The 23731-nt window shown below is 67.9% G+C and carries 24 protein-coding genes, 1 tRNA gene and 2 pseudogenes; 15 read left to right on the top strand and 12 right to left on the bottom strand.

All coding sequences use genetic code 11. From position 1 onward, the window contains the following. Positions 1-21: 21 nt before the first annotated feature. Both E3T40_RS05415 and E3T40_RS05410 read right to left on the bottom strand, forming a co-directional pair. Positions 22-636: an FABP family protein gene (locus E3T40_RS05415; RefSeq protein WP_104171847.1), complete on the bottom strand. Its 615-nt coding sequence runs from the start codon at positions 634-636 to the stop codon at positions 22-24. A 206-nt stretch (positions 637-842) separates the two neighbouring features. Then, positions 843-1106 carry a hypothetical protein gene (locus tag E3T40_RS05410; protein ID WP_104171846.1) on the bottom strand — a complete coding sequence of 88 codons (264 nt, stop codon included), beginning with the start codon at positions 1104-1106 and terminating at the stop codon, positions 843-845. Between the two features lie 74 nt (positions 1107-1180). Between E3T40_RS05410 and E3T40_RS05405 the strand changes: the two genes are divergently transcribed. The 8 genes from E3T40_RS05405 to pstB all read left to right on the top strand — a co-directional run bounded on the left by E3T40_RS05405 (position 1181) and on the right by pstB (position 10209). Beyond that, a complete protein-coding gene (locus E3T40_RS05405) occupies positions 1181-1873 on the top strand; it encodes a response regulator transcription factor (RefSeq protein ID WP_134542862.1) in 693 nt (230 codons plus the stop codon). After that, positions 1848-2768 (top strand): mycothiol synthase, encoded by a 921-nt coding sequence (gene mshD / locus E3T40_RS05400; protein ID WP_241981680.1) that lies wholly within the window; start codon positions 1848-1850, stop codon positions 2766-2768. Before E3T40_RS05405 ends, mshD begins: the two co-directional genes overlap by 26 nt. Positions 2769-2824: 56 nt before the next feature. Further along, positions 2825-4999: an RNA degradosome polyphosphate kinase gene (locus E3T40_RS05395; RefSeq protein ID WP_134542850.1), complete on the top strand. Its 2175-nt coding sequence runs from the start codon at positions 2825-2827 to the stop codon at positions 4997-4999. After that, positions 4996-5934, top strand: a complete 939-nt coding sequence (locus E3T40_RS05390; protein ID WP_104171843.1) for an NUDIX hydrolase — start codon at positions 4996-4998, stop codon at positions 5932-5934. The genes E3T40_RS05395 and E3T40_RS05390 overlap by 4 nt, the downstream gene beginning before the upstream one ends. A 176-nt stretch (positions 5935-6110) precedes the next feature. Continuing rightward, the gene (gene pstS, locus E3T40_RS05385; RefSeq protein ID WP_370287874.1) at positions 6111-7199 is read left to right on the top strand and encodes a phosphate ABC transporter substrate-binding protein PstS; all 1089 of its coding nucleotides are present in this window, start codon (positions 6111-6113) and stop codon (positions 7197-7199) included. 144 nt (positions 7200-7343) lie between these two features. Next, positions 7344-8288 carry a phosphate ABC transporter permease subunit PstC gene (pstC, locus tag E3T40_RS05380; protein WP_104100157.1) on the top strand — a complete coding sequence of 315 codons (945 nt, stop codon included), beginning with the start codon at positions 7344-7346 and terminating at the stop codon, positions 8286-8288. Then, positions 8288-9388 (top strand): phosphate ABC transporter permease PstA, encoded by a 1101-nt coding sequence (gene pstA / locus E3T40_RS05375; protein WP_104171841.1) that lies wholly within the window; start codon positions 8288-8290, stop codon positions 9386-9388. The genes pstC and pstA overlap by 1 nt, the downstream gene beginning before the upstream one ends. Before the next feature lie 41 nt (positions 9389-9429). Beyond that, positions 9430-10209, top strand: coding sequence for a phosphate ABC transporter ATP-binding protein PstB (pstB, locus tag E3T40_RS05370; protein ID WP_134542848.1), 780 nt, complete (start codon positions 9430-9432; stop codon positions 10207-10209). A 178-nt stretch (positions 10210-10387) separates the two neighbouring features. Here the strand turns inward: pstB and E3T40_RS05365 are convergent, their stop codons facing one another. The 4 genes from E3T40_RS05365 to E3T40_RS05350 form a co-directional block, all read right to left on the bottom strand. After that, entirely contained in the window at positions 10388-11290 is a 903-nt protein-coding gene (locus E3T40_RS05365; RefSeq protein ID WP_233193934.1) for an aminodeoxychorismate lyase, read from the bottom strand. A gap of 69 nt (positions 11291-11359) precedes the next feature. After that, on the bottom strand, positions 11360-12214 hold the full coding sequence (locus E3T40_RS05360) for an anti-sigma factor domain-containing protein (protein WP_134542847.1): 855 nt from the start codon (positions 12212-12214) through the stop codon (positions 11360-11362). After that, positions 12211-12795, bottom strand: coding sequence for an ECF RNA polymerase sigma factor SigK (gene sigK, locus E3T40_RS05355; protein WP_104171909.1), 585 nt, complete (start codon positions 12793-12795; stop codon positions 12211-12213). The genes E3T40_RS05360 and sigK overlap by 4 nt, the downstream gene beginning before the upstream one ends. A 246-nt stretch (positions 12796-13041) precedes the next feature. After that, entirely contained in the window at positions 13042-13671 is a 630-nt protein-coding gene (locus E3T40_RS05350; protein ID WP_104100162.1) for a DNA-directed RNA polymerase subunit beta, read from the bottom strand. Positions 13672-13790: 119 nt separating this feature from the next. Between E3T40_RS05350 and E3T40_RS05345 the strand changes: the two genes are divergently transcribed. Next, positions 13791-13863, top strand: a tRNA-Lys gene (locus tag E3T40_RS05345). A gap of 169 nt (positions 13864-14032) precedes the next feature. Then, complete coding sequence (locus E3T40_RS05340) at positions 14033-14470, top strand: hypothetical protein (RefSeq protein WP_104171837.1); 438 nt, start codon at positions 14033-14035, stop codon at positions 14468-14470. Positions 14471-14493: 23 nt separating this feature from the next. Here the strand turns inward: E3T40_RS05340 and E3T40_RS05335 are convergent, their stop codons facing one another. From E3T40_RS05335 to E3T40_RS05320, 4 genes and pseudogenes are all read right to left on the bottom strand, one after another. After that, entirely contained in the window at positions 14494-14799 is a 306-nt protein-coding gene (locus E3T40_RS05335) for a GAF domain-containing protein (RefSeq protein ID WP_134542846.1), read from the bottom strand. Continuing rightward, the gene (locus E3T40_RS05330; RefSeq protein WP_104171835.1) at positions 14800-15237 is read right to left on the bottom strand and encodes a hypothetical protein; all 438 of its coding nucleotides are present in this window, start codon (positions 15235-15237) and stop codon (positions 14800-14802) included. It abuts the gene before it with no gap. Between the two features lie 64 nt (positions 15238-15301). After that, on the bottom strand, positions 15302-16636 hold the full coding sequence (locus E3T40_RS05325) for a DUF445 domain-containing protein (protein WP_233199392.1): 1335 nt from the start codon (positions 16634-16636) through the stop codon (positions 15302-15304). A 69-nt stretch (positions 16637-16705) separates the two neighbouring features. Then, positions 16706-17028 (bottom strand): annotated as a pseudogene (locus E3T40_RS05320) (histamine oxidase); the annotation flags it as partial. Positions 17029-17056: 28 nt separating this feature from the next. Between E3T40_RS05320 and E3T40_RS17530 the strand changes: the two are divergent. The 3 genes and pseudogenes from E3T40_RS17530 to E3T40_RS05310 all read left to right on the top strand — a co-directional run. Further along, positions 17057-17332: pseudogene (locus E3T40_RS17530) on the top strand (aldehyde dehydrogenase family protein); the annotation flags it as partial. Positions 17333-17399: 67 nt separating this feature from the next. Continuing rightward, positions 17400-17801: an aldehyde dehydrogenase family protein gene (locus tag E3T40_RS17280; protein ID WP_198411935.1), complete on the top strand. Its 402-nt coding sequence runs from the start codon at positions 17400-17402 to the stop codon at positions 17799-17801. A 114-nt stretch (positions 17802-17915) separates the two neighbouring features. Then, a complete protein-coding gene (locus tag E3T40_RS05310) occupies positions 17916-19268 on the top strand; it encodes an APC family permease (RefSeq protein ID WP_134542845.1) in 1353 nt (450 codons plus the stop codon). A gap of 88 nt (positions 19269-19356) precedes the next feature. Here E3T40_RS05310 and E3T40_RS05305 read toward each other — a convergent pair whose 3' ends face one another. Together E3T40_RS05305 and E3T40_RS05300 are read right to left on the bottom strand one after the other, a co-directional pair. After that, positions 19357-20340 carry an aldose 1-epimerase family protein gene (locus E3T40_RS05305; protein WP_104171833.1) on the bottom strand — a complete coding sequence of 328 codons (984 nt, stop codon included), beginning with the start codon at positions 20338-20340 and terminating at the stop codon, positions 19357-19359. A 9-nt stretch (positions 20341-20349) separates the two neighbouring features. Continuing rightward, positions 20350-21228 carry a DeoR/GlpR family DNA-binding transcription regulator gene (locus E3T40_RS05300; RefSeq protein ID WP_134542844.1) on the bottom strand — a complete coding sequence of 293 codons (879 nt, stop codon included), beginning with the start codon at positions 21226-21228 and terminating at the stop codon, positions 20350-20352. 84 nt (positions 21229-21312) lie between these two features. Here E3T40_RS05300 and galT point away from each other — a divergent pair, with 84 nt between their 5' ends. Then, on the top strand, positions 21313-22524 hold the full coding sequence (gene galT, locus E3T40_RS05295) for a galactose-1-phosphate uridylyltransferase (protein ID WP_134542843.1): 1212 nt from the start codon (positions 21313-21315) through the stop codon (positions 22522-22524). Beyond that, positions 22521-23681 (top strand): galactokinase, encoded by a 1161-nt coding sequence (gene galK, locus E3T40_RS05290; RefSeq protein ID WP_104193852.1) that lies wholly within the window; start codon positions 22521-22523, stop codon positions 23679-23681. The genes galT and galK overlap by 4 nt, the downstream gene beginning before the upstream one ends. Positions 23682-23731 lie beyond the last annotated feature (50 nt).

Genomic DNA, 23731 nt, shown 5'->3' with positions numbered 1-23731 from the left:
TGAGGCGCAGGGATGCCCGGTTTATTCGACGCGCTTGAGGCGGCCGGACGCGTGGGTGCGCAGGCTCTGACCTAAGGCGGCCATGTCCCAGGCCCAGAGCAGATGGCCGTCGACCAGACCATAGAGCCTCGTCGCCGCCGAGTAGGGTTTGGCACCCTGGGTGCGCATCACGGCATCCGTCGCCAGGTCGATGCGCGGACCCTTGACCTGGCCGAGGTAGATTTCCGCGACTCCGCCGGGGTGCACGATGGTCACGTCGATATCGAAGCCGTTGTCGGCGTTGCGGAGGGTTTCGACCGCCGCAGCGGTGACGAACGGATGCTCACCCACGGCCGGCAGCAGACCCGGACCGGGATCGCCGAGCCCTTGGGCACGGCTCAGCCGCCAGTACCCGGTTTCCGTCATCAGCGGCGTCGACTCACCGCCGTCGGCGTCGGGCGTGGGCTCGAGCCAGGTGTAGGAGTTGTAATTCAGGTGCGGCAGGCCGTCGTGGCTGAAGCTCAACCGGTGACCGAACTCCCGGCTGACGGACTCTTCGCCGATCTGATAGTCGATGACTCCCGAACCTTCCCACACCCCGAGGAGCCACGACAGCGGCACCAGTTCGGAGGGAAGCTGAGGGGGCAGCTCGAACATCGAGGGCTACCGCTGCCCCCGGTACAGCTTGAACAGAACCAAGCCGGACACCCAGGCGATCGACAGGCTCGCCAGCGCGAGCAGCCCCAGGAAGAAGATTTCGATAGCGAGGATAGACATGCTCCTTACTCTAGCCCGCTCGCGCGCGATAACCCCTCGGCACGCCTCAGCAGAACCACACGAGCACGGGCTGACTCAGATCAGAGTCAGAGGAGCCCGGCGAGAGCGAAGATTCCGGTGGCGGCGGCGAGCACGGCCACGGCACCGACGAGGCTGGTCGTAACCCGGTCCACGTAGCCTTCCTTGCGTCCGGTCGCGAGCTGTACGCTCAGGGTTCCGATCGTGCAGCCGGCGAAGGAGAGGCTGATCCAGATCAGATGCTGGCCGGGCAGCGACAGCCATCCGGCCAGCACGGCGCACGCGAACGCGAACAACCACACCACGACGACGCTCTTCCACTGCCAGCTCACCCTCTCATTCTGCCCTGCCCGGGACCCTTTCCGCGGCACGCTAGGATTGGGCGCACAATCCTTGGAGGGTGAGTGTGGCCCAGTTGTTGATCCTGACCTCGGCGGTCAACAGTGACGTTCTTCCCGCCCTCGCCCTGCTGTCACACGGCACGCGCACCATCCCCGCCCAGCCGGACCAGCTCGTGACGGCGCCCGACGCCGACCTCATGCTCGTCGATGCCCGCTCCAATCTGATGGCGGCCAAGTCGCTCTGCCAGATTCTGCGCACCACGGGAAACACCGTTCCGCTGCTGCTCGTGATCACGGAGGGCGGCCTGGCCGCGGTGAGCACGGACTGGGGCGTCGACGACGTCATCCTCGAGACGGCCGGGCCGGCCGAGGTGGATGCGCGCATCCGCCTCGCCGTCGGGCGCGTGCCCCGCGTTGAGGAATCCGCCACCATCCGCGCCGCCGGGGTCATCATCGACGAGGCCAGCTATTCCGCCAAGGTGCACGGCCGGCCGCTGGACCTCACCTACAAGGAATTCGAGCTCCTGCGCTTTCTGACCGCGCATCCGTCGCGGGTCTTCACCCGGGAACAGCTACTCAGCGAGGTCTGGGGCTACGACTACTTCGGCGGCACCCGCACGGTGGACGTGCACGTGCGGCGACTGCGGGCCAAGCTCGGCGACCAGGAATCCCTGATCGGCACCGTGCGCAACGTGGGCTACCGCTTCAATGTGCAGGAACAGGACGGCACCCGTGGCATTCATCCGGTTTGCGCCTGATCTGACGGATGCCGCCTTCGCGGCCGAGTTCCACCGGGTCAGCGCCGCCGCCACCCAGGGCGACGGCTACGCGCCGTTCAACGAACAGTCCCTTTTCGACGTGGCAGCGGGGCACCGCGCCCCGTTCCTGGTCGTGGAGAAGGACGGGAACGTCGTCGTGGGTGCGGGCATCCTCGGCGCCGGCGAACTCGACCTCGTCGTCGACCCGGCCCGACGCCGGCACGGGTACGGCGCGGCCGCCCTGGCCGAAATCCTGGCGGACGCGCCCGGGGAGCTGACGATCTGGTCGCACGGCGACCACCCCGCTGCCCGGGCGCTCGCCGATCGGTTCGCTTTCACGGCCGAGCGCACTCTGCTGCAGCTGCGGCTGGACCTGTCGAAGGAGACAGGCGGCAGCGCGCCGGCCGAGCCCGGAGCCCCTGCCCGCACCGGCATCCGTGCCGCCATCCAGATCGACGCGTTCCGCCCCGGGACGGACGACGCGGAGTGGGTGGCGCTGAACGCGCTGGTGTTCGCCGCGCACCCGGAGCAGGGGGCTCTGACCGCGAGCGATCTGGCCGCCCGCTGTGCCGAACCGTGGTTCTCGGCCGGTGATTTCCTGGTGGCCCGCGACGCCGGCACTGGCACCGGTCGGATGGTCGGCTACAACTGGTTGAAGATCGAGTCGGGCTCCCCGGTGGGCGAGATCTACGTCGTCGGCGTGCACCCGGATGCCGCCGGTCGCGGCGTCGGCCGCCGCCTCATGCTGGCCGGGCTCGACCGCCTCCGCGAACGCGGGTGCCGAACCGCGGACCTGTATGTGGAGGCCGACAGCGCCGCCGCGGTGGCCCTGTATCGTTCGCTCGGGTTCACCGAGCGAACGATCGATGTGCAGTACCGCCGGAGCCCGCGTTGACCAGTGTTCATCCAAGATCGTCGCATTCGCGCGGTCCGCAGTGTCAAGATGGTTGAATGGACGGCGATAACATTCAGACCGACTCGGGCCTGGGCAGCGACTTTGACGATGATTTCGATCCCCTGATCGGCGTGAACGATCCGGCGCTCCTTACCGAGCGCTACCTCGACCGGGAACTGAGCTGGCTGGCCTTCAACCAGCGGGTGCTCGAGCTCGCGGAGGACCCCGATCTCCCGGCTCTGGAACGGGCGAACTTCCTGGCCATCTTCGCCAGCAACCTCGACGAATTCTTCATGGTGCGGGTCGCCGGCCTGAAGCGCCGCATCCTCACCGGGCTGGCCGTGCCGACCAACATCGGGCGCGCCCCGCAGGACGCCCTCTCCGACATCTCCACCACGGCCCACGTTCTGCAGGCCCGGCACGCCCACGCCTTCCAGGACCTCGTCAGCCCGGCCCTCTCCGAAGCCGGGATCGACATCGTCAACTGGGACACCCTGGACGACGCCGACCGCCGTTCCCTGCGCGACTACTTCTCGAACCAGATCTTCCCGGTGCTGATGCCCCTCGCGGTCGACCCGGTGCATCCATTCCCCTACATCTCCGGGCTCTCGCTGAACCTCGCGGTCCGGGTGCGCAACTCCAAAACCGGCAAGCAGGAGTTCGCCCGGCTCAAGGTGCCCACCATGCTCCCCCGCTTCGTGCGCGTGGACCGCCGCGAGAAGGCAGACAGCGTACGCTTCATCACGCTCGAGGACCTGATCGCGAACCATCTCGGAGACCTGTTCCCGGGCATGGACATCCTCGAGCACCACGTCTTCCGGGTCACCCGCAACGAAGACGTCGAGATTGAAGAGGACGAGACCGAGAATCTGATCAAGGCCCTCGAGAAGGAGCTGCTGCGCCGCCGGTTCGGCCCGCCCATCCGTCTCGAGATCACCGAAGACATGGACGAGGTCACCCTCGGCCTGCTCGTGCGCGAGCTGGACGTCACCGATCAGGAAGTGTACCGCCTGCCGGCCCCGCTCGACCTGGGCGGCCTCTTCGACCTGCGGATCGACCGCCCGGACCTGCGCTACGTGAAGCACGTGCCGACGACGGCCGTTCAGCTGCTCGCCCCGGAACCGAACGCGGAACCGGACATCTTCAGCGCCATCTCGCGCCGGGACATCCTGCTGCACCACCCGTACGAGTCGTTCGCGACCAGCGTGCAAGCGTTCCTCGAGCAGGCCGCGGCCGACCCGGACGTGCTCGCCATCAAGCAGACCCTGTACCGTACCTCGGGCGACAGCCCCATCGTCGAGGCGCTGATCGCAGCCGCCGAGTCGGGCAAGCAGGTGCTCGCCCTGGTGGAGATCAAGGCCCGCTTCGACGAACAGGCCAACATCACCTGGGCCCGCAAGCTCGAGAAGGCCGGCGTGCACGTGGTCTACGGCCTCGTGGGCCTGAAGACGCACTGCAAACTCGCGCTCGTGGTGCGGAACGAAGACGGCGTTTTGCGCCACTACAGCCACATCGGCACCGGCAACTACAACCCCAAGACCAGCCGCCTCTACGAAGACCTCGGGCTCCTGACCGCGGACCCGCAGGTGGGCAAGGACCTCACCCGTCTGTTCAACGAACTCTCCGGCTACGCGATCGAGAAGAAATTCAAGCGCCTGCTGGTGGCGCCGCTGCACCTGCGCCGCGCCCTGCTCAAGAGCATCGCGACGGAAACCGCGGCCGCCCAGGCCGGCAAGCCGTCGGGCATCCGGATCAAGGTGAACTCCATGGTCGACGAGGCCATCATCGACGCACTGTATCGGGCCAGCCAGGCGCGCGTGCCGATCGAGATCTGGGTGCGCGGCATCTGCAGCCTGAAGCCCGGGGTCCCCGGGATGAGCGAGACCATCAAGGTGCGCTCGATTCTCGGGCGATACCTGGAGCACTCCCGGATCTTCTCGTTCCACACCAACGGTGACCCGCAGGTCTACATCGGCAGCGCCGACATGATGCACCGCAACCTCGACCGCCGGGTCGAGGCGCTGGTGCGCCTCGTCGACCCTGACCACCTGACCGAAATCGACGCCCTCTTCACCCGGGCCATGGACGACCGCACCTCATCCTGGTGGCTGGACAGCTCGGGCGAATGGACGCGCCACCACCTGGACGGCTCCGGCCATCCGCTCGACGACATGCAGAACAGGCTCATGCAACAAATCTCCCTCCGCAAGCGCCCGGCGGGGCGCCGATGAGCGACCCTGCCATCTACGCTGCGGGCGCCGTCTGCTGGCGCCTGATCGACGGCAAGATCCACGTTCTCCTGATCCATCGCACCGTGTACGGCGACGTGACCATTCCCAAAGGGAAGGTCGACCCAGGCGAGACCCTGCCGCAGACGGCCGTGCGCGAGATCGGGGAGGAGACCGGCCTGGCCGTGGCCCTCGGCGTGCCACTGGGCATCTCCGCCTACTCGCTGCTCAACGGCCGCGAGAAGATCGTTCACTACTGGGCCGCAGAGATCACGCCCGAGGCCATCCAGCACTCGACCTTCGTGCCCAACGGCGAGGTCGCGGCGATCGAGTGGGTCACCATCAAGAAGGCCCGCACCTACCTCAGTTACACGCCCGACGTGGAGATCATCGACGCGTTCGCCAAGCTCGTCGACACCGGTGTCACCCGCACCTTCGCCCTGATCGCGCTCCGCCACGGCAAGGCCGTGCAGCCCGGCAACTGGGACGGCCCCGACTGCAGCCGGCCGCTGACTGAGCGCGGCGTCAAGCAGGCCGCCGCCATCGTGCCCACGATCACCGCCTGGCAGCCCCTGCGGATCGTGTCGAGCACGGCGACCCGCTGCGTGACCACCGTGGCCCCGCTCGCGGCGGCCACCGGCATCCAGATCAAGCGCACCGAACGCTACAGCCAGGACGCGTTCGAGCAGGGCCTGGCGGATGTCCGTTCCGGCATCGGCAAGCGGGTGCGGTCGCGAAAGACTGCTGTGATCTGTAGCCACGGGCCGGTTCTCCCCGAGATCCTGCACGAGATCGCCCTGGCCACCGGCACCACCCACGGTGCGTACATCTCCGACGCGGCGGCCCTCGAAACCGGGTCGTTCTCGGTGGTGCACCTCTCCGCCGACAATCCGAGCGCGGGAATCGTCGCGATCGAAACACACTCGCCTGCCCTCTGACCACGGTATTCAGTGAATACCCCGCTGCTTCTTTCGGCCTGCCCCGCCGCGTTCACTTTCCGTTAACCTTTTCGCAGGGGTGTCGTTAACCAGGCGGAATATGGTCACGGTGAGGCCAGCACCGGTCTCGAACCTGCAGTCACTTGTTATGAAGTCAACCCTCGAAAGGGATATCTGTGAATTTCATGCGTTTTGGCCGACCCGCGGTCATCGCCGTCGTCGCCGCACTGGCACTGTCTTCCTGCGCCGCGAACGAAGGCGCCGCTCCGGAGTCCGACTCCGCCAGCGCCCTCACCGGCACGATCAACGCCGGTGGCGCGTCCTCCCAGGGCTCAGCCCAGGAAGCCTGGATCTCAGCGTTCCAGACCGCGAACCCGGACGTCACCATCAACTACGACCCGTCCGGTTCCGGCGCAGGTCGGGAGGCGTTCATCGCCGGTGGCTCCGACTTCGCAGGCTCCGACTCCTACCTGAGCGACGACGAGCTCGCCGGCACCTTCGGTTCTTGCGCAGCGGACACCACCGCGGTCGACCTGCCCGTCTACATCTCCCCCATCGCTGTGATCTTCAACGTCGATGGGGTCGACGACCTCAACGTCGACGCCGACACGCTGGCCAAGATCTTCTCCGGCGCCATCACCACCTGGAACGACCCGGCCCTGGTCGCACTGAACGAGGGCGTCTCGCTCCCGTCGACCGCGATCACCGCCGTGCACCGCTCGGATGACTCGGGCACCACGAAGAACTTTGCGGACTACCTCGGCCAGAACGCCCCGGACGTGTGGACCGAGAAGGCTTCCGACGCCTTCCCGTTCCAGACCGGTGAGGGTGCGCAGGGCACCTCGGGCGTCGTCGACGCCGTCACCAACGGCGTGGGCACGATCGGCTACGCCGACGCGTCGCGCGCCGGAGACCTCGGGGTCGCCAAGCTCAAGGTCGGCGACGAGTTCGTCGCGTACAGCGCCGAAGCCGCCGCCGCCGTCGTCGACGGTTCTCCTCTCGTCGAGGGCCGCGAAGCCAACGACCTCGCGTTCGACCTCAACCGCATGACCGACAACCCGGCCGAGTACCCGCTGGTCCTGGTCAGCTACGCGATCGTTTGCACCGAGTACGCCGACCCCGCCCAGGCTGAGCTCGTCAAGGCCTACGTCGGCTACATGGCCAGCGCCGAGGGCCAGGCCGAAGCGGTAGCATCCGCCGGCGCGGCATCGATGACGACCGAACTTCAGGACAAGGTCGCAGCGGTTCTCGATACCATCAAGTAGCTCCTGTTTCGCCGTTCCTCAGCTGCCCGATCCGGGACTCGCATGGCTTGCGGGCACCGGGTCGGGCAGACTGGGGTTCGTGGCCTGTGACCTGAACCTCTCTTTCTTAGCTTTTGCCCCAACCCTCCCAGGGAGATACCCGGCATGACGACCGCAGTAGAGCGACCCTCGCTCAAGGCCAAGGAACGCCCCGGCGACCGCATCTTCGCCACGAGCACGATTGTGGCCGGCAGCCTCATCCTGGCAATTCTCGCCGCCGTCGCGGCCTTTCTGCTCGTGCAGAGCCTGCCGGCCTTTCTCGCCGACCCGGAGGAGTTCAAGGGCGACACCACCAACTTCTGGTCGTATGTCTGGCCGCTCGCGTTCGGCACACTCTGGGCGGCGTTCCTCGCGCTGATCATGGCCGTGCCCGTCGCCATCGGCATCGCGCTCTTCATCTCGCACTATGCCCCCCGCAAGCTCGCGCAGGGCCTGGGCTACCTGATCGACCTTCTCGCCGCCGTGCCCTCCGTCGTCTTCGGGCTGTGGGGCATCGGCGTGCTCGCGCCGCTCGTGCAGCCGTTCTACACGAACCTGGTCGAGTGGTTCGGCTGGATCCCCCTCTTTGCCGGCCCGGTTTCCGGCACCGGGCGCACGACGCTCACGGTCGCCATCGTGCTGGCTGTCATGGTCTTGCCGATCATCACGGCGCTGTCCCGGGAGATCTTCCTGCAGACCCCCGTGCTATACGAGGAGGCCTCACTGGCCCTCGGCGCAACCCGCTGGGAAATGATCGCCATGGCCGTGCTGCCCTTCGGCCGTGCCGGGATCATCTCCGCCTCGATGCTCGGCCTCGGCCGGGCCCTGGGTGAAACCATGGCCGTCGCCATGGTGCTCTCACCGAGCCGGGACGTCATCTTCCAGCTCCTGACCTCGCAGAACCCCACCACAATCGCCGCGAACATCGCCCTCAACTTTCCGGAGGCGCACGGCGTCGGCGTCAATATTCTGCTCGCGACGGGCCTCATTCTCTTCGTCATCACGCTCGTGGTGAACATGATCGCCCGCGTCATCATCAACCGCCGCAAGGCATTCTCCGGAGCGAACTGATGAGCCTGACGACCACGGCCACGAACACGGCCGCGCCCCTGACGAACTCCCTCACCGCGGGCAAGCTTCCTCGGCACACCTCTCTGGCCGTGCTCCTGGCCAGCTGGCTGGTCACAGGCGCGTTCTTCTTCGTGGTGATGCTCTCCGGCGCCGCCGAGGGATTCAACGTCGTCGGAACGCTCTTCTTCGGCACCGTCGTCTACTGCGTCGCCATCTACCTGCTCTCGTACTTCGTCGAGGGCGTGCGCAAGGCCAAGGACCGCCTGGTCACCGCCCTCGTGACCGTGGCCTTCGCGGTCGCCCTGCTGCCGCTCTTCTCGCTCGTCATAACCACCCTGGTCAACGGACTGCCGGCGTTCCTCACCCCGAGCTTTTTCACCCAATCCCAGCGCAACGTCGTGGGCGAGGGCGGCGGCGCCTTGCACGCCGTCATCGGCACGCTGCTGATCACCGGTGTGGCCACGCTCATTTCGGTGCCGATCGGCCTCCTGGCAGCGATCTACCTCACCGAGTACGGCCGAGGCCGGCTGGCTCGGGCGATCACGTTCTTCGTCGACGTTATGACCGGCATCCCGTCGATCGTCGCGGGACTCTTCGCGTTCGCCCTGTTCTCTCTCCTGTTCAACGACCCCGGCATCCGCTTCGGATTCGGCGGCGCCATCGCCCTCACAGTGTTGATGATCCCCGTCGTCGTTCGTTCGAGCGAGGAAATGCTCAAGCTTGTTCCCAACGAGCTTCGCGAGGCGGCGTACGCGCTCGGTGTGCCGAAATGGCTGACCATCGTCAAGGTCGTGCTGCCGACATCCCTCGCCGGGATCGTGACCGGGATCATGATCTCGATCTCCCGCGTGATCGGTGAGACGGCGCCGCTGCTGATCATCTCCGGGTTCACGGCCAGCATGAACTACGACCTGTTCAACGAGCGCATGATGACCCTGCCCGTGTTCGTCTACACCCAGTACGCTAACCAGGGCGCAGACACCCAGTCCTACCTCGACCGTGCCTGGGCCGGCGCCCTGACGCTTATCTTGATCGTGATGCTATTGAACCTGGGCGCGCGCGTCATCGCCAAAATCTTCTCCCCCAAGCTCGGCCGCTAGGCTCCACCTCCCGGCCTCGGCCGTCTGATCCAAAGGAATGCATGTCCAAGCGCATTGAAGTCAACGACCTCAACGTCTACTACAGCAAGTTTCTGGCTGTCGAAGACGTGTCGTTGGTGATCGAGCCGCGAACCGTGACGGCCCTGATCGGGCCCAGCGGATGCGGCAAGTCCACGTTCCTGCGCACGCTGAACCGCATGCACGAGGTCATCCCCGGGGCGTACGTCACGGGCGATGTACTCATCGACGGCAACAACCTCTATGGCCAGGGCGTCGACCCGGTGCTCGTGCGCCGCCAGGTGGGCATGGTGTTCCAGCGCCCGAACCCGTTCCCGACCATGTCGATCGGCGACAACGTGCTGGCCGGCGTGAAGCTCAACAACCGCCGGATGGCCAAGTCCGACGCCGACGACCTGATCGAGAAGTCGCTGCAGGGCGCGAACCTCTGGAAAGAGGTCAAGGACCGCCTCGACAAGCCCGGCTCGAGCCTCTCCGGAGGGCAGCAACAGCGCCTCTGCATCGCACGCGCGGTCGCGGTGCAGCCCGACGTCATCCTGATGGACGAGCCGTGCTCGGCCCTCGACCCGATCTCGACGCTGGCGATCGAGGACCTGATCGAAGAGATGAAGGCCGACTTCACGATTGTGATCGTCACTCACAACATGCAGCAGGCATCCCGGGTCTCCGACCGCACCGGATTCTTCAACATCGCCGGCACCGGCAAGCCCGGCAAGCTGATCGAGTACGACGACACGACCACGATCTTCTCCAACCCGAGCGAGCAGGCCACCGAGGACTACGTCTCCGGCCGCTTCGGCTAAGCCCGGTTCCGTGCCTGGCGCGCGGACAGCACTGCGCCCTGGCTCCGTGCCCCGAACGAATTCGACGGAGATAGGGCCCTGAACGCGCCGATTACGCGTGAAACGGCACGATTGGAGCAGAATCTCCGTCGAATTGGTTAGCAAGCGGGCTGCGGGGCGACGGGCTGCGGGTGGGGCGTCAGACGGTGCGGGCGAGCAGGGCGGCGTTGAGGGTGCGGGTGCGCTCGGAGTCGACGGGCATTGGTCTGCCATCGAGTTCGGTCACGTGCACGGCCAGGCGCAGGCTGGAGAGCAGCCACACGGCATCCGCCGACCGTAGCTCGTCGACGCTCATGTCGCGGTATTCCGTGCGCTCCCCTGCCGCCCGAAGGTGCTCGAACGCGCTCTGTTGGGTGGTGCCGTGCAGGATTGCTCCGCTCGGCAGGGGAGAGACGTAGACGTCGCCCCTACAGAGCATCACGGTCGAGGTGGGCCCCTCGAGCACGAAGCCGTCGTGGGTGAGGAAGATCGCGTCGTCGGCGCCGCGGCGGCGGGCCTCCCTGAGGGCGGCCATGTTGACCGCATAGCTGAGCGTCTTCGCGCCCATCAGGAGCCAGGGCGCCTGCTCTGCGACGCCGTGCGGGTAGCCGCGGTCCAGGGTGACCGCCCGGATGCCGTCCTCGCGGACGACGGCGAAGTCGGGCGCGGGGGTCGCGTGAAGCCAGGCCGTGGGTGCCGGGCCGGAGTCGACGCCGCGGCTGTAGACGAGTTTGAGCACAACTTCGCCCTCGTGCGGGACGCGGTCGACCACGTGCGCGATCGCGGCCAGCCACTGAGCCGTGTTCGGCTCGGGCAGCTCACAGGTCGCGGCCGAGGTGCCCAACCGGGCAAGGTGAGGGCCGACCGCCTGAGGGTGGCCGCCGACCACGCCAAGTGTCTCGAAGACGCCGTCGCCCCGCTGGGCGCTCAACTCCCCCACCCGCAACGCCGGGGCATCCGAGTCCACCTCGTGGAACGTATCGTCGAATTCCGTCTGCGGCGCGTCGGCGGGAACCGGGTCGAGGAGCAAGGTGAAGGGCAGCGTCATTCGCCGAACAGTCATTTGACGAGCATAGAGTATCGGGTCAGGAGCAGGTCAGGATCAGGTCGGGATCGACTCAGATCAAGCAGCTCAGGAGCTCTGGATGGCGAGGATCGGGTCGCTGGTGGGCTGCTCCGAGCCGCCCTTCGGCTCGACCGTGACGCCGATCGTGTCGCCGGCGGTGAGGCTGCCGTCGAGCACGCGCCAGACGGTGCCGGTGCCGGTGCCGGTGCCGGACGAGTCGAAGATTCCGGCGGGAACCGGGCCGGAGCCGCCGATGTACCAGAGCTGGTAGTCCCGGTCGGACGGCAAGTCCGGCAGGTCGTCGACCAGGAGCGCTGAGAGTCCGCTCTCTTCGGACCAGACCAGGGTTGCTTCCTGACCGTCGGCGGTGGTCGCCGACGCGCGCTGGATGTCAGCGGCCGCCGTGATTTGCACGAGACCGGCCGCCTGGTCCTGTTCGAATTGGTCGGACTCCAGGGACTGGCCGACGAAGGTGCCGCCCGCGAAGAGGGCGACGGCCGCGGCGGCCGCCGCGAGAACGCCGACGGGCCGCTGGAACCAGCGCAGGCGGGCGCGCTCGGAGGCGCTGCCCGCTGCAGTGGCGCCTTGGATCGGAGCGGGATCGACGCGCGGCGCGGGGGTGGCCGGTGCCGTCTGATCGGCCGGCAGGGGCGCGAGCTGCGGCGTGGCGGCAAGTTTGGCCATCAGGGAGGCCCTGAGTCCGGCCGAGGGTTGAACGGGGGTGGCGGCAAGGCCCAGCGCCACCGCGGTGTCACTCAGCTCGGCCGCCTCGATGCGGGCCGGCTCGGACGCCTTGAGGTGCTCCTCATAGACGGCGGCCTCTTCCGCGCCCAGGGCGTGGAGGGCGTAGGCGCCGGCGAGCTCGCCCGGGTTCTGCCCGGCGGCGTTGCGGGGGTCGTCATTCCGGGTGTTGTCGCTCATGACGCCACTCCCAACTCGTCGCGCAGGCGGATCATGCCGTCGCGCAGCCTCGTTTTCACAGTTCCGAGAGGGATCTGCAACCGCTCGGCGACTTCACTCTGGCTGAGGCCGCCGTAGTAGGCGAGGCTGATCGCCTGGCGTTGCAGTTCCGTCAATCTGGACATCGCCTTTTCCACTCTTTCGTGCTCGATTCGTACTCCGACCGTTTCGGACACCTCGTCGTAGGCAACCGCAAGATCACGGATGCCAATTTTGATATCCCGGTCGCGGCTGGCCTGCGACGACCGAATCCGGTCGATCGCCCGGCGGTGCGCCATGGTCAGGATCCAGGTCGACGCCCCGCCGCGCTGGGCCTCGTACCTCGTCGCCGTCTGCCAGATCTCCAGGAAGATCTCCTGCGTCACTTCCTCCGACTGCGAAGGGTCAACCAGAAGACGTCGAACGAGACCGAGAACACGCGAGGCCATCCGGTCATACAGCTCTCCAAATGCTCCTTCGTCTCCCTGCGCCACCCGGCCCAGCAATTCCTCATGGGAGACAGGAACAGTCCCCTCCCGGTTGACGTTGAATTCAGCACTCATGAGAACAAGCATCTCAGGTCTTGTCCACGTCCATGGTTCGGCGCGGAGACCGAATCGGATTGGTGTGTCACGACAGGCGGAGGAAGAGTGAAGGCCGGACCGCAGAACGCCTCTCGGCGCGAGGCCGCTCACAGCGGCGAATATTGGAGCCCGGGGTTACTGCGGCCCGACCAGAGTCCAGTGTAAACGACCCGGATGCGGATCGCGCACCCGGCGGGACGGCTCGCGGCCGATCAGTTAGACAGGTCAGTCCAGCGAGTCACTGCGCCAGAGCCGGGCGCACGAGCCGAACTCCTGGGCGGTGGTGGAGAACCGGAGGGCGCGGGTGGTCAGTTCGGTGGACCGGAGCGGTTCGGTCGTCTCCAGGTCGTCCGCGACGCTGGTGCAGCCAACGGAGATGACGCGGCAGAACGCCGCCGCGCGGTCGAGTGCCACGGCGAAATCCCCGGTGAAGATCCCCCGCAGGATCTGGTCGGCCAGGACGATAATCTCCGCCGTGCCCGTGGGCACTGCGGCCCCGGCGATGACCGGGTCGATCGCAACCGTGACTTCGGTTCCGCGCTGGTAGAGGAACGCCGTGCCCTCGGGATCCTGGCGGATGAGCAACCGCACCAGGTAGATCCGCCAGAGCGCCCCGGGCAGGCTGCGCGGCGTTGCACGCGACCAGAGTTCGGCCACCGCGTCGACGCCGTTCTCGTCGGTGTAGGTCACGAGCCGCTCGACGATGTCGGGGTCAGGGTCGCTGCGCACGCGGGCCAGAAGCGCGTGCGCGGTTTCATGCGCCACCCGGCTGATCAGTGCCGGGTCTTCGCCCCCCTGGAAGGACTCGAATTTGCTGCCGGAGAACTGGGTCGGCTTGTGAAAATTCTCGGCCATGGCATCCTCCTGGGCTCGGTTTCGTGTTCGCTGTGGGCACATCCGTCTCGTCTGCAGAAAACCCTCTCCCACGGTACCTAGAAAAACGGATCCAAAATCCCCTGTACATTATTAACCGCGGGCCTCTAGCTCAGTTGGTAGAGCAAAGGACTTTTAATCCTTGGGTCGTCGGTTCGAGCCCGACGGGGCCCACTCACAGGATCAGCGTCGGTGCAGACCCGGGTCTCGCCCGGGCCCAGCATCGACTCCGGACTCCCGGCGAGCACCCAGCGATGATTCGGGCGGCGTTCGGGTAGCTGCTCCATACTTCTCTGACATGGTGCCGGCATGCCCGATGCCGGCGACCTGAGAAGGAGGCCCCGTGGGCAGAGTGAATGAAGAAGTTGAAATCGAGACCGGGATCATCACCCGGTACCGGCGTCACCCCAACGGACGCGGACTGGTGTCCCCCAGCGCACGCGTGCACCCCGAGGCGTTCGTATCCCGAACCGCCTACGTGGAGAGCGGCGCGCGGGTCGGGGCGGAGGCGTGGATCGGCCCCGGCAGTTGGATCGACCAGGACGCGGTCATCGGTTCTCACGTGTTCATCGGCCAGAACGTGCACGTCGGCGCGGACGCTGTCGTCGGCAGCGCCACGCGGCTGGGCAGCTATGTGCGGATCGGTCGCGGGGCACGGCTCAGCCCCGGAGCGGTCGTCGAACGCGATCTGCGGGTTCCGGACAACGCCGTGATCGGCGCGGCCCCGCGCACGCGCCTGTCGCCCGGATCGGCACCCGCCGGTGTCGCCCACGCCGCCTAGGGGTGCGTCTACGGGTGCGTCCGCTACTCGGCGGTGAACGGGCTTGCGAGTTCTCGCTGCACCATCAGCGCCAACTCGCGCAACAGCACGAGGTCGACGGTTCCTGCCGCCCTCGGCTCCGAGTCGAACACGCAGAGGGCCCCGATGAGGTCCCCCGACGGCGACTCGATCCGGAATCCGGCGTAGAACCTGAACTTTGGCTCGCCCACCACGAGTGGATTGTCTCGGAAGCGGTCGTCGAGGAGGGCATCCGGTATCACCATAGCCGCGGTGCCCGTGATGGTGACCGCGCAGAACGAATTGGACCGCGGCGACTCGGCATCGGCCACTCAGATGCGGGCCTTATGCCACTGGCGATCGCCATCGATCACCGTGAGCGCCGCGGACTGGGTGCCGAACAGGATGCGCGCCAGTGCCGCGATGCGGTCGAAGCGCTCCTCGGGCGGGGTGTCGACGATCCCGAGCTGGTCGACCGCGAGCTGGCGCCGCGCCTCCTTCGCCCTCGCCTGGTCGTCGGAGGGCACCGGTTCGGCGTCAGGGGTCGCGACCCGGTCGGCGCCGAGGAGCGGCGCCATCCGGGAGGCGAGAACGTCGGCCCAGTGCGCATACGTATCCGTGGACCGGTATCGGCCCGGCGGCGGCGTCGGCGCCGCACTGGACGGTACGAACGCGACCCCGTCGCTGCTGTCGGCGACGAGCCGTACCGTCACCCGGTTCAGGAGCCGGCCGTGGTGGTCCGCCAGATTTCCGAGCCTGGAATCGTACACCGGGATCGACCGGATGGGCTGGATTCCAAGTATTCCCCATTCGGGGCGGGAGTCCAGGGCCGCGTTACACCAGTGCCACAACGGCCTGGGCGAGCGCGAAAATGACCAGGCCGGCGAGCGCGCCCACCACGGTGCCGTTGATGCGGATGAACTGGAGGTCCTTTCCGATCTGCAGTTCGATCTTCTCGGCCGTCTCGGCCGCGTCCCACCGCGCGACGGTTTCGGTGATCACCTCGGCGATCTCGTGCCGGTACCGGCGCACGATGTAGCTTGCACTGTCGGCCAGCCACCGGTCGACGCGGGTGCCGAGGGCCGGGTCGGTGGACAGTCTCCCGCCGACCTCCATGACGGTCGAGCGGATGCCCGTGCGCAACCCGCTCGAGGGGTCGTTCAGCGCCGCCGTCAGGGAGACCTTCACGGCCTCCCAGGTTTTGCTCGCGAAATCGCGCAGCCGGGCGCTGTCGAGCAGTTCGAGCTTGAGCGCCTCCACCCGTTCGATCATCGCCGGCTCGTGCTGCAGGTCGTCGGTCACCTCGACGAGGTAACGATCGATGGCCTGGCGGAGCGGATGCGCGGCATCCGCACGCACGGTGGCCACGAAGGCGAGCACCTCCCGGTGCGCCTTGTCGTCGACCAGCTTGTCGACGAAACCGGGGAGCCAGGTCGGCAGGCGCTGGGACACGGCCCGCCCGAAGGCCTCCGGATGCTCCAACAGCCAGCCCTCGGCCCGTTCCAGCAGCAGGTCGACGGCGGCGTGCTGCTGCCCCGACTCGACCAGCCGCGCCCCCACGTGCCCGATTGTCGGACCCCACTCCGGCTTCAGCAGGTTCTCGCGGGCCACGGTTTCGATCAGCTCCTGGATCGCGTCGTCGCTGAGCAGGTTGAGCAGACCGGCGCCCGCCACCGCGACCTCGTCGGTGAGCCGGCGCGCGTTCTCCTCCTGGGAGAGCCACGCGCCGAGCCGACGGGACGCACCCAGCGATTCGAGCTTGCCACGGATGACCGCCTCGGAGAGGAAATTCGTCTCGACGAATTCACCCAGGCTGGCCCCGATCTCGTCCTTGCGGCTGGCGATGATGTTCGTATGCGGAATGCGCAGGCCCAGCGGGTACCGGAACAGGGCCGTCACGGCGAACCAGTCCGCTAGGGCGCCGACCATGCCGCCCTCAGCCGCGGCGCGCACGTACTGCAGCCACGGGTAGCTCTCCTGCAGCGCGAACGAGGTGGCGAACACCACCGCCATCAGGAGGAGCAGTCCGATGGCGAGCCGCTTCATGCGGATCAGGGCCGTCAGGCGCACGGCGTCCGGCAGGCTCAGCGGCGGCCGGGCGGCGGCTGCCGCCCGTGCTGCACTTGGACCGGTCTCGGTCTGGTTGCTCTGCCTCATCTTCTCGGCCATCCTCCCAGACTGCCGGATCGGGGCCGGGGAGGGAAACCCGTCTTCCCTCGACCCCGGCGCGCTGCACACTCAGCAATGGCAGTGTCCCTCTTCGACGGGCGTCGACGGCGGCACATCGAGCACCGGGCTGCGGTCGAAGAAGCCATCGGGCTTCAGCTTGAAACCAGCGGTGTCCACGGGCATGATCGGCCAGTCCTCGATGCGCGGATAGTGGGTGAGGCCGAACGTGTGCCAGAGCACGATGTCCTGGCCGTCGATGTCGCGGTCGGCTTCGATGTAGGCAGGCCGGCGCCGCCCGCGTGCTGATTGACGAAGTCGCCGGTCGGGTAGCGCTCGTCCTCGGCGTACCGGGTCACCCACAGGTCCTTAGTCGCGAAGGCCGCCCTTCGTGCCGGTTCCACCGCCGTCGGCCGCTCCATCGTGGCCGGCTCCGCCGCCTCGAACCTCAAGAAGATCACCCTCGAACTCGGGGGCAAGGCCCCCTCCATCATCACTGCGGACGCCGACATCGACGCGGCCGTCGGCGGCAACCTGGCGGGCGGCATGCTCAATTCCGGGCAGGTCTGCGCGGCCTACACGCGGTTCTATGTCAACAAGAAGCGCGAGACCGAATTCGTCGAGAAAATGGCGGCCGGGGTCTCCGGCATGAAGCTTGGCGCCGGGATGGACCCCAGCACCCAGCTGGGTCCTCTGGTCTCTCAAAAACACCTCGACCACGTCGAACGGATGGTCACGGTCGGCCGTGCCGAGGGCACGGCCGACCGTGACCGGTGGCGCCCGGGCCGGCGAGGTCGGCTTCTTCTTCCAGCCGACGGTGTTCGCCGGTGTGCGCGACGACATGGCCATCGCGACCGACGAGGTCTTCGGGCCGGTGCTCTCGATCATGTCCTACGACGATGACGACGACCTGCAGGAGCTCATCAACCGGGCCAACGACACCGACTATGGGCTCGCCGCCACGGTCTGGACGAAGGACCTCGAGAAGGCACACCGCCTGGCCAACGGCATCCGTGCCGGTGCGATCTTCGTGAACATGCCACCGGTGCCGGATATGGCCGCGCCGTGGGGCGGGTTCAAGACCAGCGGCTGGGGCAACGAGATGGGTCCGTATTCGATCGACGCGTACACGCAGGTCAAGGGCGTCTGGATGCACTACGGCAGCTAGCCGCACGGGTTTATCGCGGCATCCGTTCGTTTTCGCGCACTCGTCGACTCACGCACTCGTCAACTCACGCAATCGTCAACTCACGCAATCGTCAACTCAATGAGGAGTAAACCCATGACGACCACTCGCAGTACCCCTCCGTCCGACTCCCAGACCACCCTACGCACGGGACGCCTCGGTGTGATCGGCATCGTCTTCTTCGTGGTCGCGGCGGCCGCACCGCTCGTGGGCATGACCGGCGCGGTCCCGGTCGCGATCGTTCTCGGTAACGGCGCGGCCGCCCCGGGCGCCTACCTCGCCATCCAGCTGGCGATCTACGGGTTCTTCGGCGGACTGCTCGGCGCCCAGGTCGGCCTGCTCCCCTGGTGGGCGTGGGCGCTGCTGGCCTGGGCGACCGTCACGCTGCTCTCGCTGCTGAGCGTGGATGTCGGCGCCAAGGTGCTCGGCGTGCTGATGCTGCTCGAACTCCTGGCACTGGTCGTCACCTCGGTCGCCATCCTGGCCGACGGCGGGCCGGAGGGCCTGAACTTCTGGGCCTCGTTCAACCCGGCCGCGATCCTCGCCGGCGGGCTGGCCGGCTCGGCGGGCATCGCGTTCGCCTTCGCGTTCGCGTCTTTCATCGGCTTCGAGGCCACCGCGATCTACGGCGAGGAATCCAAGGACCCGAAGACGGTGGTCCCCCGCGCCACCTACCTGGCGGTCGGAGTGATCACGGCGCTGTTCGCCCTGACGGCGTTCGCCATGGTCACGGGAATGGGTGCATCCTCGGTCGTCGAGAAGACCGTGGAGCTGTCGAGTCTCGACGGGGTTCCCCTGGCCGAACCGGCCGCGGTGCTCTTCTCCCTCGCGACCCAGTACGTGGCACCGTGGATGGCCACCGTGATGGGCGTCCTGGTGATCTCGAGCCTGTTCGCCGGACTGCTGGCCTTTCAGAACGCGGCCAGCCGTTACCTCTTCGCCCTCGGCCGCGGCGGCGCGCTGCCCGCGCCGCTCAGCCACGTCAACGGTCGCGGCGCACCGAGCACCGCCTCCCTCGCCACGTCGGTCCTCACGGGTTTCGTCATCGTGACCTTCGCCGTTTTCCGGCTCGACCCGGTGCTCAACATGTTCTACTGGTTCAGCGGCCTCGCCGTGGTGGCGATCGTGCTGATCGAGATCCTCGTCTGCATCGCGGTGATCGCGTTCTTCCGCCGCAATGCGGGCAGCGAGAACGTGGTCCAGACCATCATCGCCCCGGTGCTGGCCACCATCGGTCTGATCCTCGGCGAGTACCTCCTGATGAGCCGCTTCGGGCTCCTCGCCGGCACGGTGGCCGAGGGCGTGGACCCGACGATGTCATCGTGGGGCCTGAGCCCGATCGGCTGGGTGCTCGTGTCCCTGCCCTTCGTGCTCCTGCTCGTCGGCTACCTGCACTCGCTCTGGTCGCACACCGAGAACGAGGCCCTAGTCAAGGACGTCCTCTCGTAGCCGGCAAGCCGTGAAACGGGGTGACCGCCGCGAGGCGGACACCCCGTCTCTCTGCCCGGCGGACCGTGATGGGCGCGGTGATGCCGGATCAGAGGCGAAATCCCTGGTGGCGGATGCCCCAGCGCACAGACCAGGACTCCCCCGGTTCGACCCAGCGCAGCCCCGCGCCCGAATTGAAGGCATTCGCAGGGGCCGTCATCGGCTCGATCGCCACCGCCAGGCCCAGGAACGGGCCGCCCGGCCCCGGGAAGGGGAAGTTGCGCGGCGTGAAGACCTGAACGTTGCGAATGTTCCGGTCGCCCCAGATCGTGACGCTGCGGCCGTCAGGCGCGGTCAACGAGGCCACGCTGGGGGTGCCGGACTCCTCGCCGGTCACGTCGGACCGCACCTCGGGAGCCTCAGGCCCCACCCCGCCGAAGCCGTCGTCGAGATCGACGTCACCCACCCGGCACCCCGTGCGCAGGTCGAACCGGGTGCCGACGACGGAAGATTCCCCGACGGGGTTCTGCCGGTCGTCGACGTCGATATGGGTGCGCGCCGCGATCGTGAGCACGAGGTCCTCGGTGGGAACGCCGCCGATCTTCGGGTACGGATGCGCGCCGAGCGCTACCGGGGCCGCGTCCCGGCCCACGTTCCGCACCGTGTGGGTGACCGCAAGACCGTTGTCGTTGAGCGCATACCGCACGGTCGTGTCGAGCAGGAACGGGTATCCGGCCTGCGGGAAGACCGTAGCGGCCAGAGTGACCGAACTCGGGCTGCGGTCGAGCATGCGATAGGACGAATACCGAAGCAGGCCGTGGATGGCGTTTTGCTGTTCCGGCTCGGTGAGCGGCAGGCGCTGCACGACGCCCTGGTGCCGCCAAAGGCCGTCCCGGATGCGGTTGGGCCACGGCATCAGCACGATGCCGGCGCCCCACGGCGGGGTGGCCTCGGGCGCGAACGGCTCGACGAGGTCTATGCCGTCCACGGAATACAGCCGGAGGCCGGCGGCCACCTCGGTGACGATCGCCAACGCAGGCCCACTCGGCGTGGCTACCCTCAATTCATACTGGAAACCCGTTGCAGCGCGCATAGTGTCAACCTACTCCGGCTGCAGAACGGTCAGGCCGGCCTCGCGGAGGGGCGCCAGCATGACCTCGTCGGCCGCGGCATCCGTCACCAGGGTGTCGAACGCGCGCAGCGGGCCGACCTGCCCGAGGTGCACCTGGCCGAGCTTGGAGGCGTCGGCCACGACGACCGCCCGGGTCGCGGCGGCCAGCATGAGCGTTTTGACCCCAGCCTCGGGGAGGTTGATGTTCGTGACCCCGTAGCCGGCATCGACGCCGTTGCAGCCGATGAAAGCCAAATCGACGTGAACCTGGCTGAGCACCGTCCGTGCAAGTGGCTCGACCAGGGAGTGCTGCAGCGGTCGGAGCGAACCGCCCGTGACGATCACGGTGTACCGCGGGATGGCCGGCTCGAGGGCGAGGGCGATGCTGAGCCCGTTCGTGATGATGACGACGTCGGTCAGATCGGTGCGGGCCAGCAGCGCGTGGGCGATAGAGAGGGTGGTCGTGCCGACGTCGAGGAGGATGCTCTGCCCGCTCGTGACGAGGGCCGCGGCGAGCACGCCGATCTGCTGCTTGGGCAGCACGGACGACGCGAGGGCCTCCTCGAAGGAGAACTCCCGCAGCGGGCGGCCGCTGGGTGGCGCGGCCGGAACCGCCCCGCCGTGCACGCGCTGCACCGTCCCGGCAGACTCAAGCACGTCGAGGTCGGCCCGCGCCGTGACGCCGGACACTCCGAACGCCTCGCGCAACTCGCGCACTCGTACGAAACCGCGCTCCCCGACGAGGCGCTGGATCTGCTCCCGCCGCTGGTGGGCCGGGAGCGGGCCGCGGTCGCCGGGCCCGTCGCTCACGTCGATGAGGTCGGCCGTGGCGGTCGATTCGGTCGATTCGGTCGATTCGCGAGAAGCCATGCCTAATCTTCACTTAGTTTACTTTGGTTTTCAACCTGAAAGATCTGGTTTCACATGTGCAAATCAGATAACGTTGCTTTCGCCATGAACACAGACTTTGTAGCCGACACCGGCATCATCCGTCACCGCCACACCCTCGCCGATGGTCGGGACCTTATCTACTTCGATGACCCGCAGTCCAGCCTGCCGCCGGATCGGGCGGCCGACCTGCGCGAACTCGACCCGCGCCCGGCCACCGCCCGGATGCGCCAGGACCCGCTCAGTGGCGAATGGGTCTCGATCGCCGCCGCCCGCCAGAACCGCGTGTTCCTGCCGCCCGCGCACCTGGACCCGCTCGCCCCGTCGACGCCGGGGAACCCGTCAGAGGTGCCCAGCAACTACGACGTGGCCGTGTTCGAGAACAAGTCGCCCTCGTTCGGGCCCCTCCTCACCGACGCCGACGCCCCCGCCGGGCTCGACGACCTGAACACCATCGGACTGAACCGCGTCCGCACCTCGGTCGGCCGCTGCGAGGTCGTCTGCTTCAGCCCCGAGAACGAGGGCTCGTTCGCGAGCCTGTCGGTCGTGCGCGCCCGCACGGTGATCGAGGCCTGGGCCGAGCGCACGTACGCCCTGTCACAGCTACCCGGCGTGGAACAGGTCTTCCCGTTTGAAAACCGCGGCGAGGCGATCGGCGTCACGCTGCACCACCCGCATGGCCAGATCTACTCCTACCCCTACGTCACGCCGCGCACCCAGCGCGTGATCGCCTCCCTCGACCAGTACGGACCAAACCTGTTCGCGGACATCCTCGCCAGCGAGCAGGCCGGGGGCCGGGTCATTCTGACCGGCGAGCACTGGACCGCCTTCGTGCCGTTCGCCGCGCGCTGGCCCATCGAGGTGCACATGCTGCCGCACCGGCACGTGCCCGACTTCGCGGCGACCAGCCTGGCTGAGCGTGATGAGCTCGCCGTGCTCTACCGGCGGCTGTTGCGCGGCATCGACGCCCTCTACGACACCCCGACGCCGTACATCGCGGCCTGGCACCAGGCCCCGGTCTCGGTGCGCCGCGACGAGATCCGGCTGATGCTGCAGGTGACGAGTCCGCGCCGGGCCGCAGACAAGCTGAAGTTCCTGGCCGGGTCGGAGGCCGCCATGGGTGCATGGATCGGAGACGTCACGCCCGAGCAGGCGGCCGACAACATTCGCCGCGCGGTCGAACGCTCCGCCGGGACGGACGCGACCGAAGCGGCGGCCGGCGCCGCGGCATCCGTTCCCGCTATCAGCACCACACTCGAAGGGCAGGCCCACGCATGACCGATCTCATCCAGACCGTGACGGATGGCTTCACGAGCCGCTTCGACGCGGCCCCGGCCGGACTCTGGTCGGCCCCCGGCCGCGTCAACCTGATCGGCGAGCACACCGACTACAACGACGGGTTCGTGTTTCCCTTCGCGATCAACCGGCGCACGCTCGTCGGGCTCGGCTTGCGCGGCGACCGCCAGCTGCGGGTGGCGAGCTCGTTCGCCGCGGAAACCGTGGAGCTTTCCCTCGACGACCTGACTCCGGAGAACCTGGCCGGCTGGTCGGCGTACCCGCTCGGCGTGGCATGGGCCCTCGGCCAGTTCGGCGCCGACCTGGCCACCCTGCCCGGATTTAACGTGTTCATCGACTCTGACGTGCCGATCGGGGCCGGACTGTCGTCCTCCGCCGCGATCGAGAGTGCGGTTGCCGTGGCCCTGAACGACCTCTGGCAGCTCGGACTCGACCGGCGCATGCTCGCCCGGGTGGGCCAGCTGGCCGAGAACCGGGCCGTCGGGGCTCCCACCGGCATCATGGACCAGTCCGCGTCCCTGCTGGGCGAGGCCGACTCCGCCGTCTTCCTGGACTGCCGCACCCTTGAGGCCGAGGTGATCCCGCTCGGCTTCGACGGGGCCGGCCTCGACCTGCTGGTCATCGACACGCGGGTGAGCCACGCGCACTCGACCGGCGGGTATGCCTCGCGCCGGGCATCCTGCGAACTGGGTGCACGGATGCTGGGGGTCCCCTCCCTGCGCGACCTCACCGTGGACGACCTCGGCCGGGCCGCCGACGTGCTCGACGACGAGACGTTCCGCCGGGTGCGGCACGTGGTCACCGAGAACCAGCGCGTGCAGGACACCGTGCGCACCCTGCGCGAGCAGGGACCGACCGCGATCGGCGCCCTCCTGGACGCCTCGCACCTGTCAATGCGGGACGACTTCGAGATTTCCGTGCCCGAACTCGACCTCGCCGTGGAGACCGCGCGCGGCACCGGAGCGATCGGCGCCCGGATGACCGGCGGCGGCTTCGGCGGCGCCGCCATCGCCCTTACCCCGCGCGCCCTGATCCCCGCGGTCACGGCGGCGGTCACGGCCGCGTTCGCAGCCCGGGGCTTCGCGGTCCCGGACCTGTTCGTGGTGCGCGCGGCGGACGGGGCGGCGCGGGAGCAGTAACGCAGCGGGAACTCGCCCCACGTGGCTAATTCAGGAGAAGTCGTGCCGCC

Source organism: Cryobacterium sp. TMT1-19, assembly GCF_004403055.1.
GTDB classification, from domain to species: Bacteria; Actinomycetota; Actinomycetes; order Actinomycetales; family Microbacteriaceae; genus Cryobacterium; species Cryobacterium sandaracinum.
This window is presented reverse-complemented; position numbering and strand designations above follow the sequence as displayed.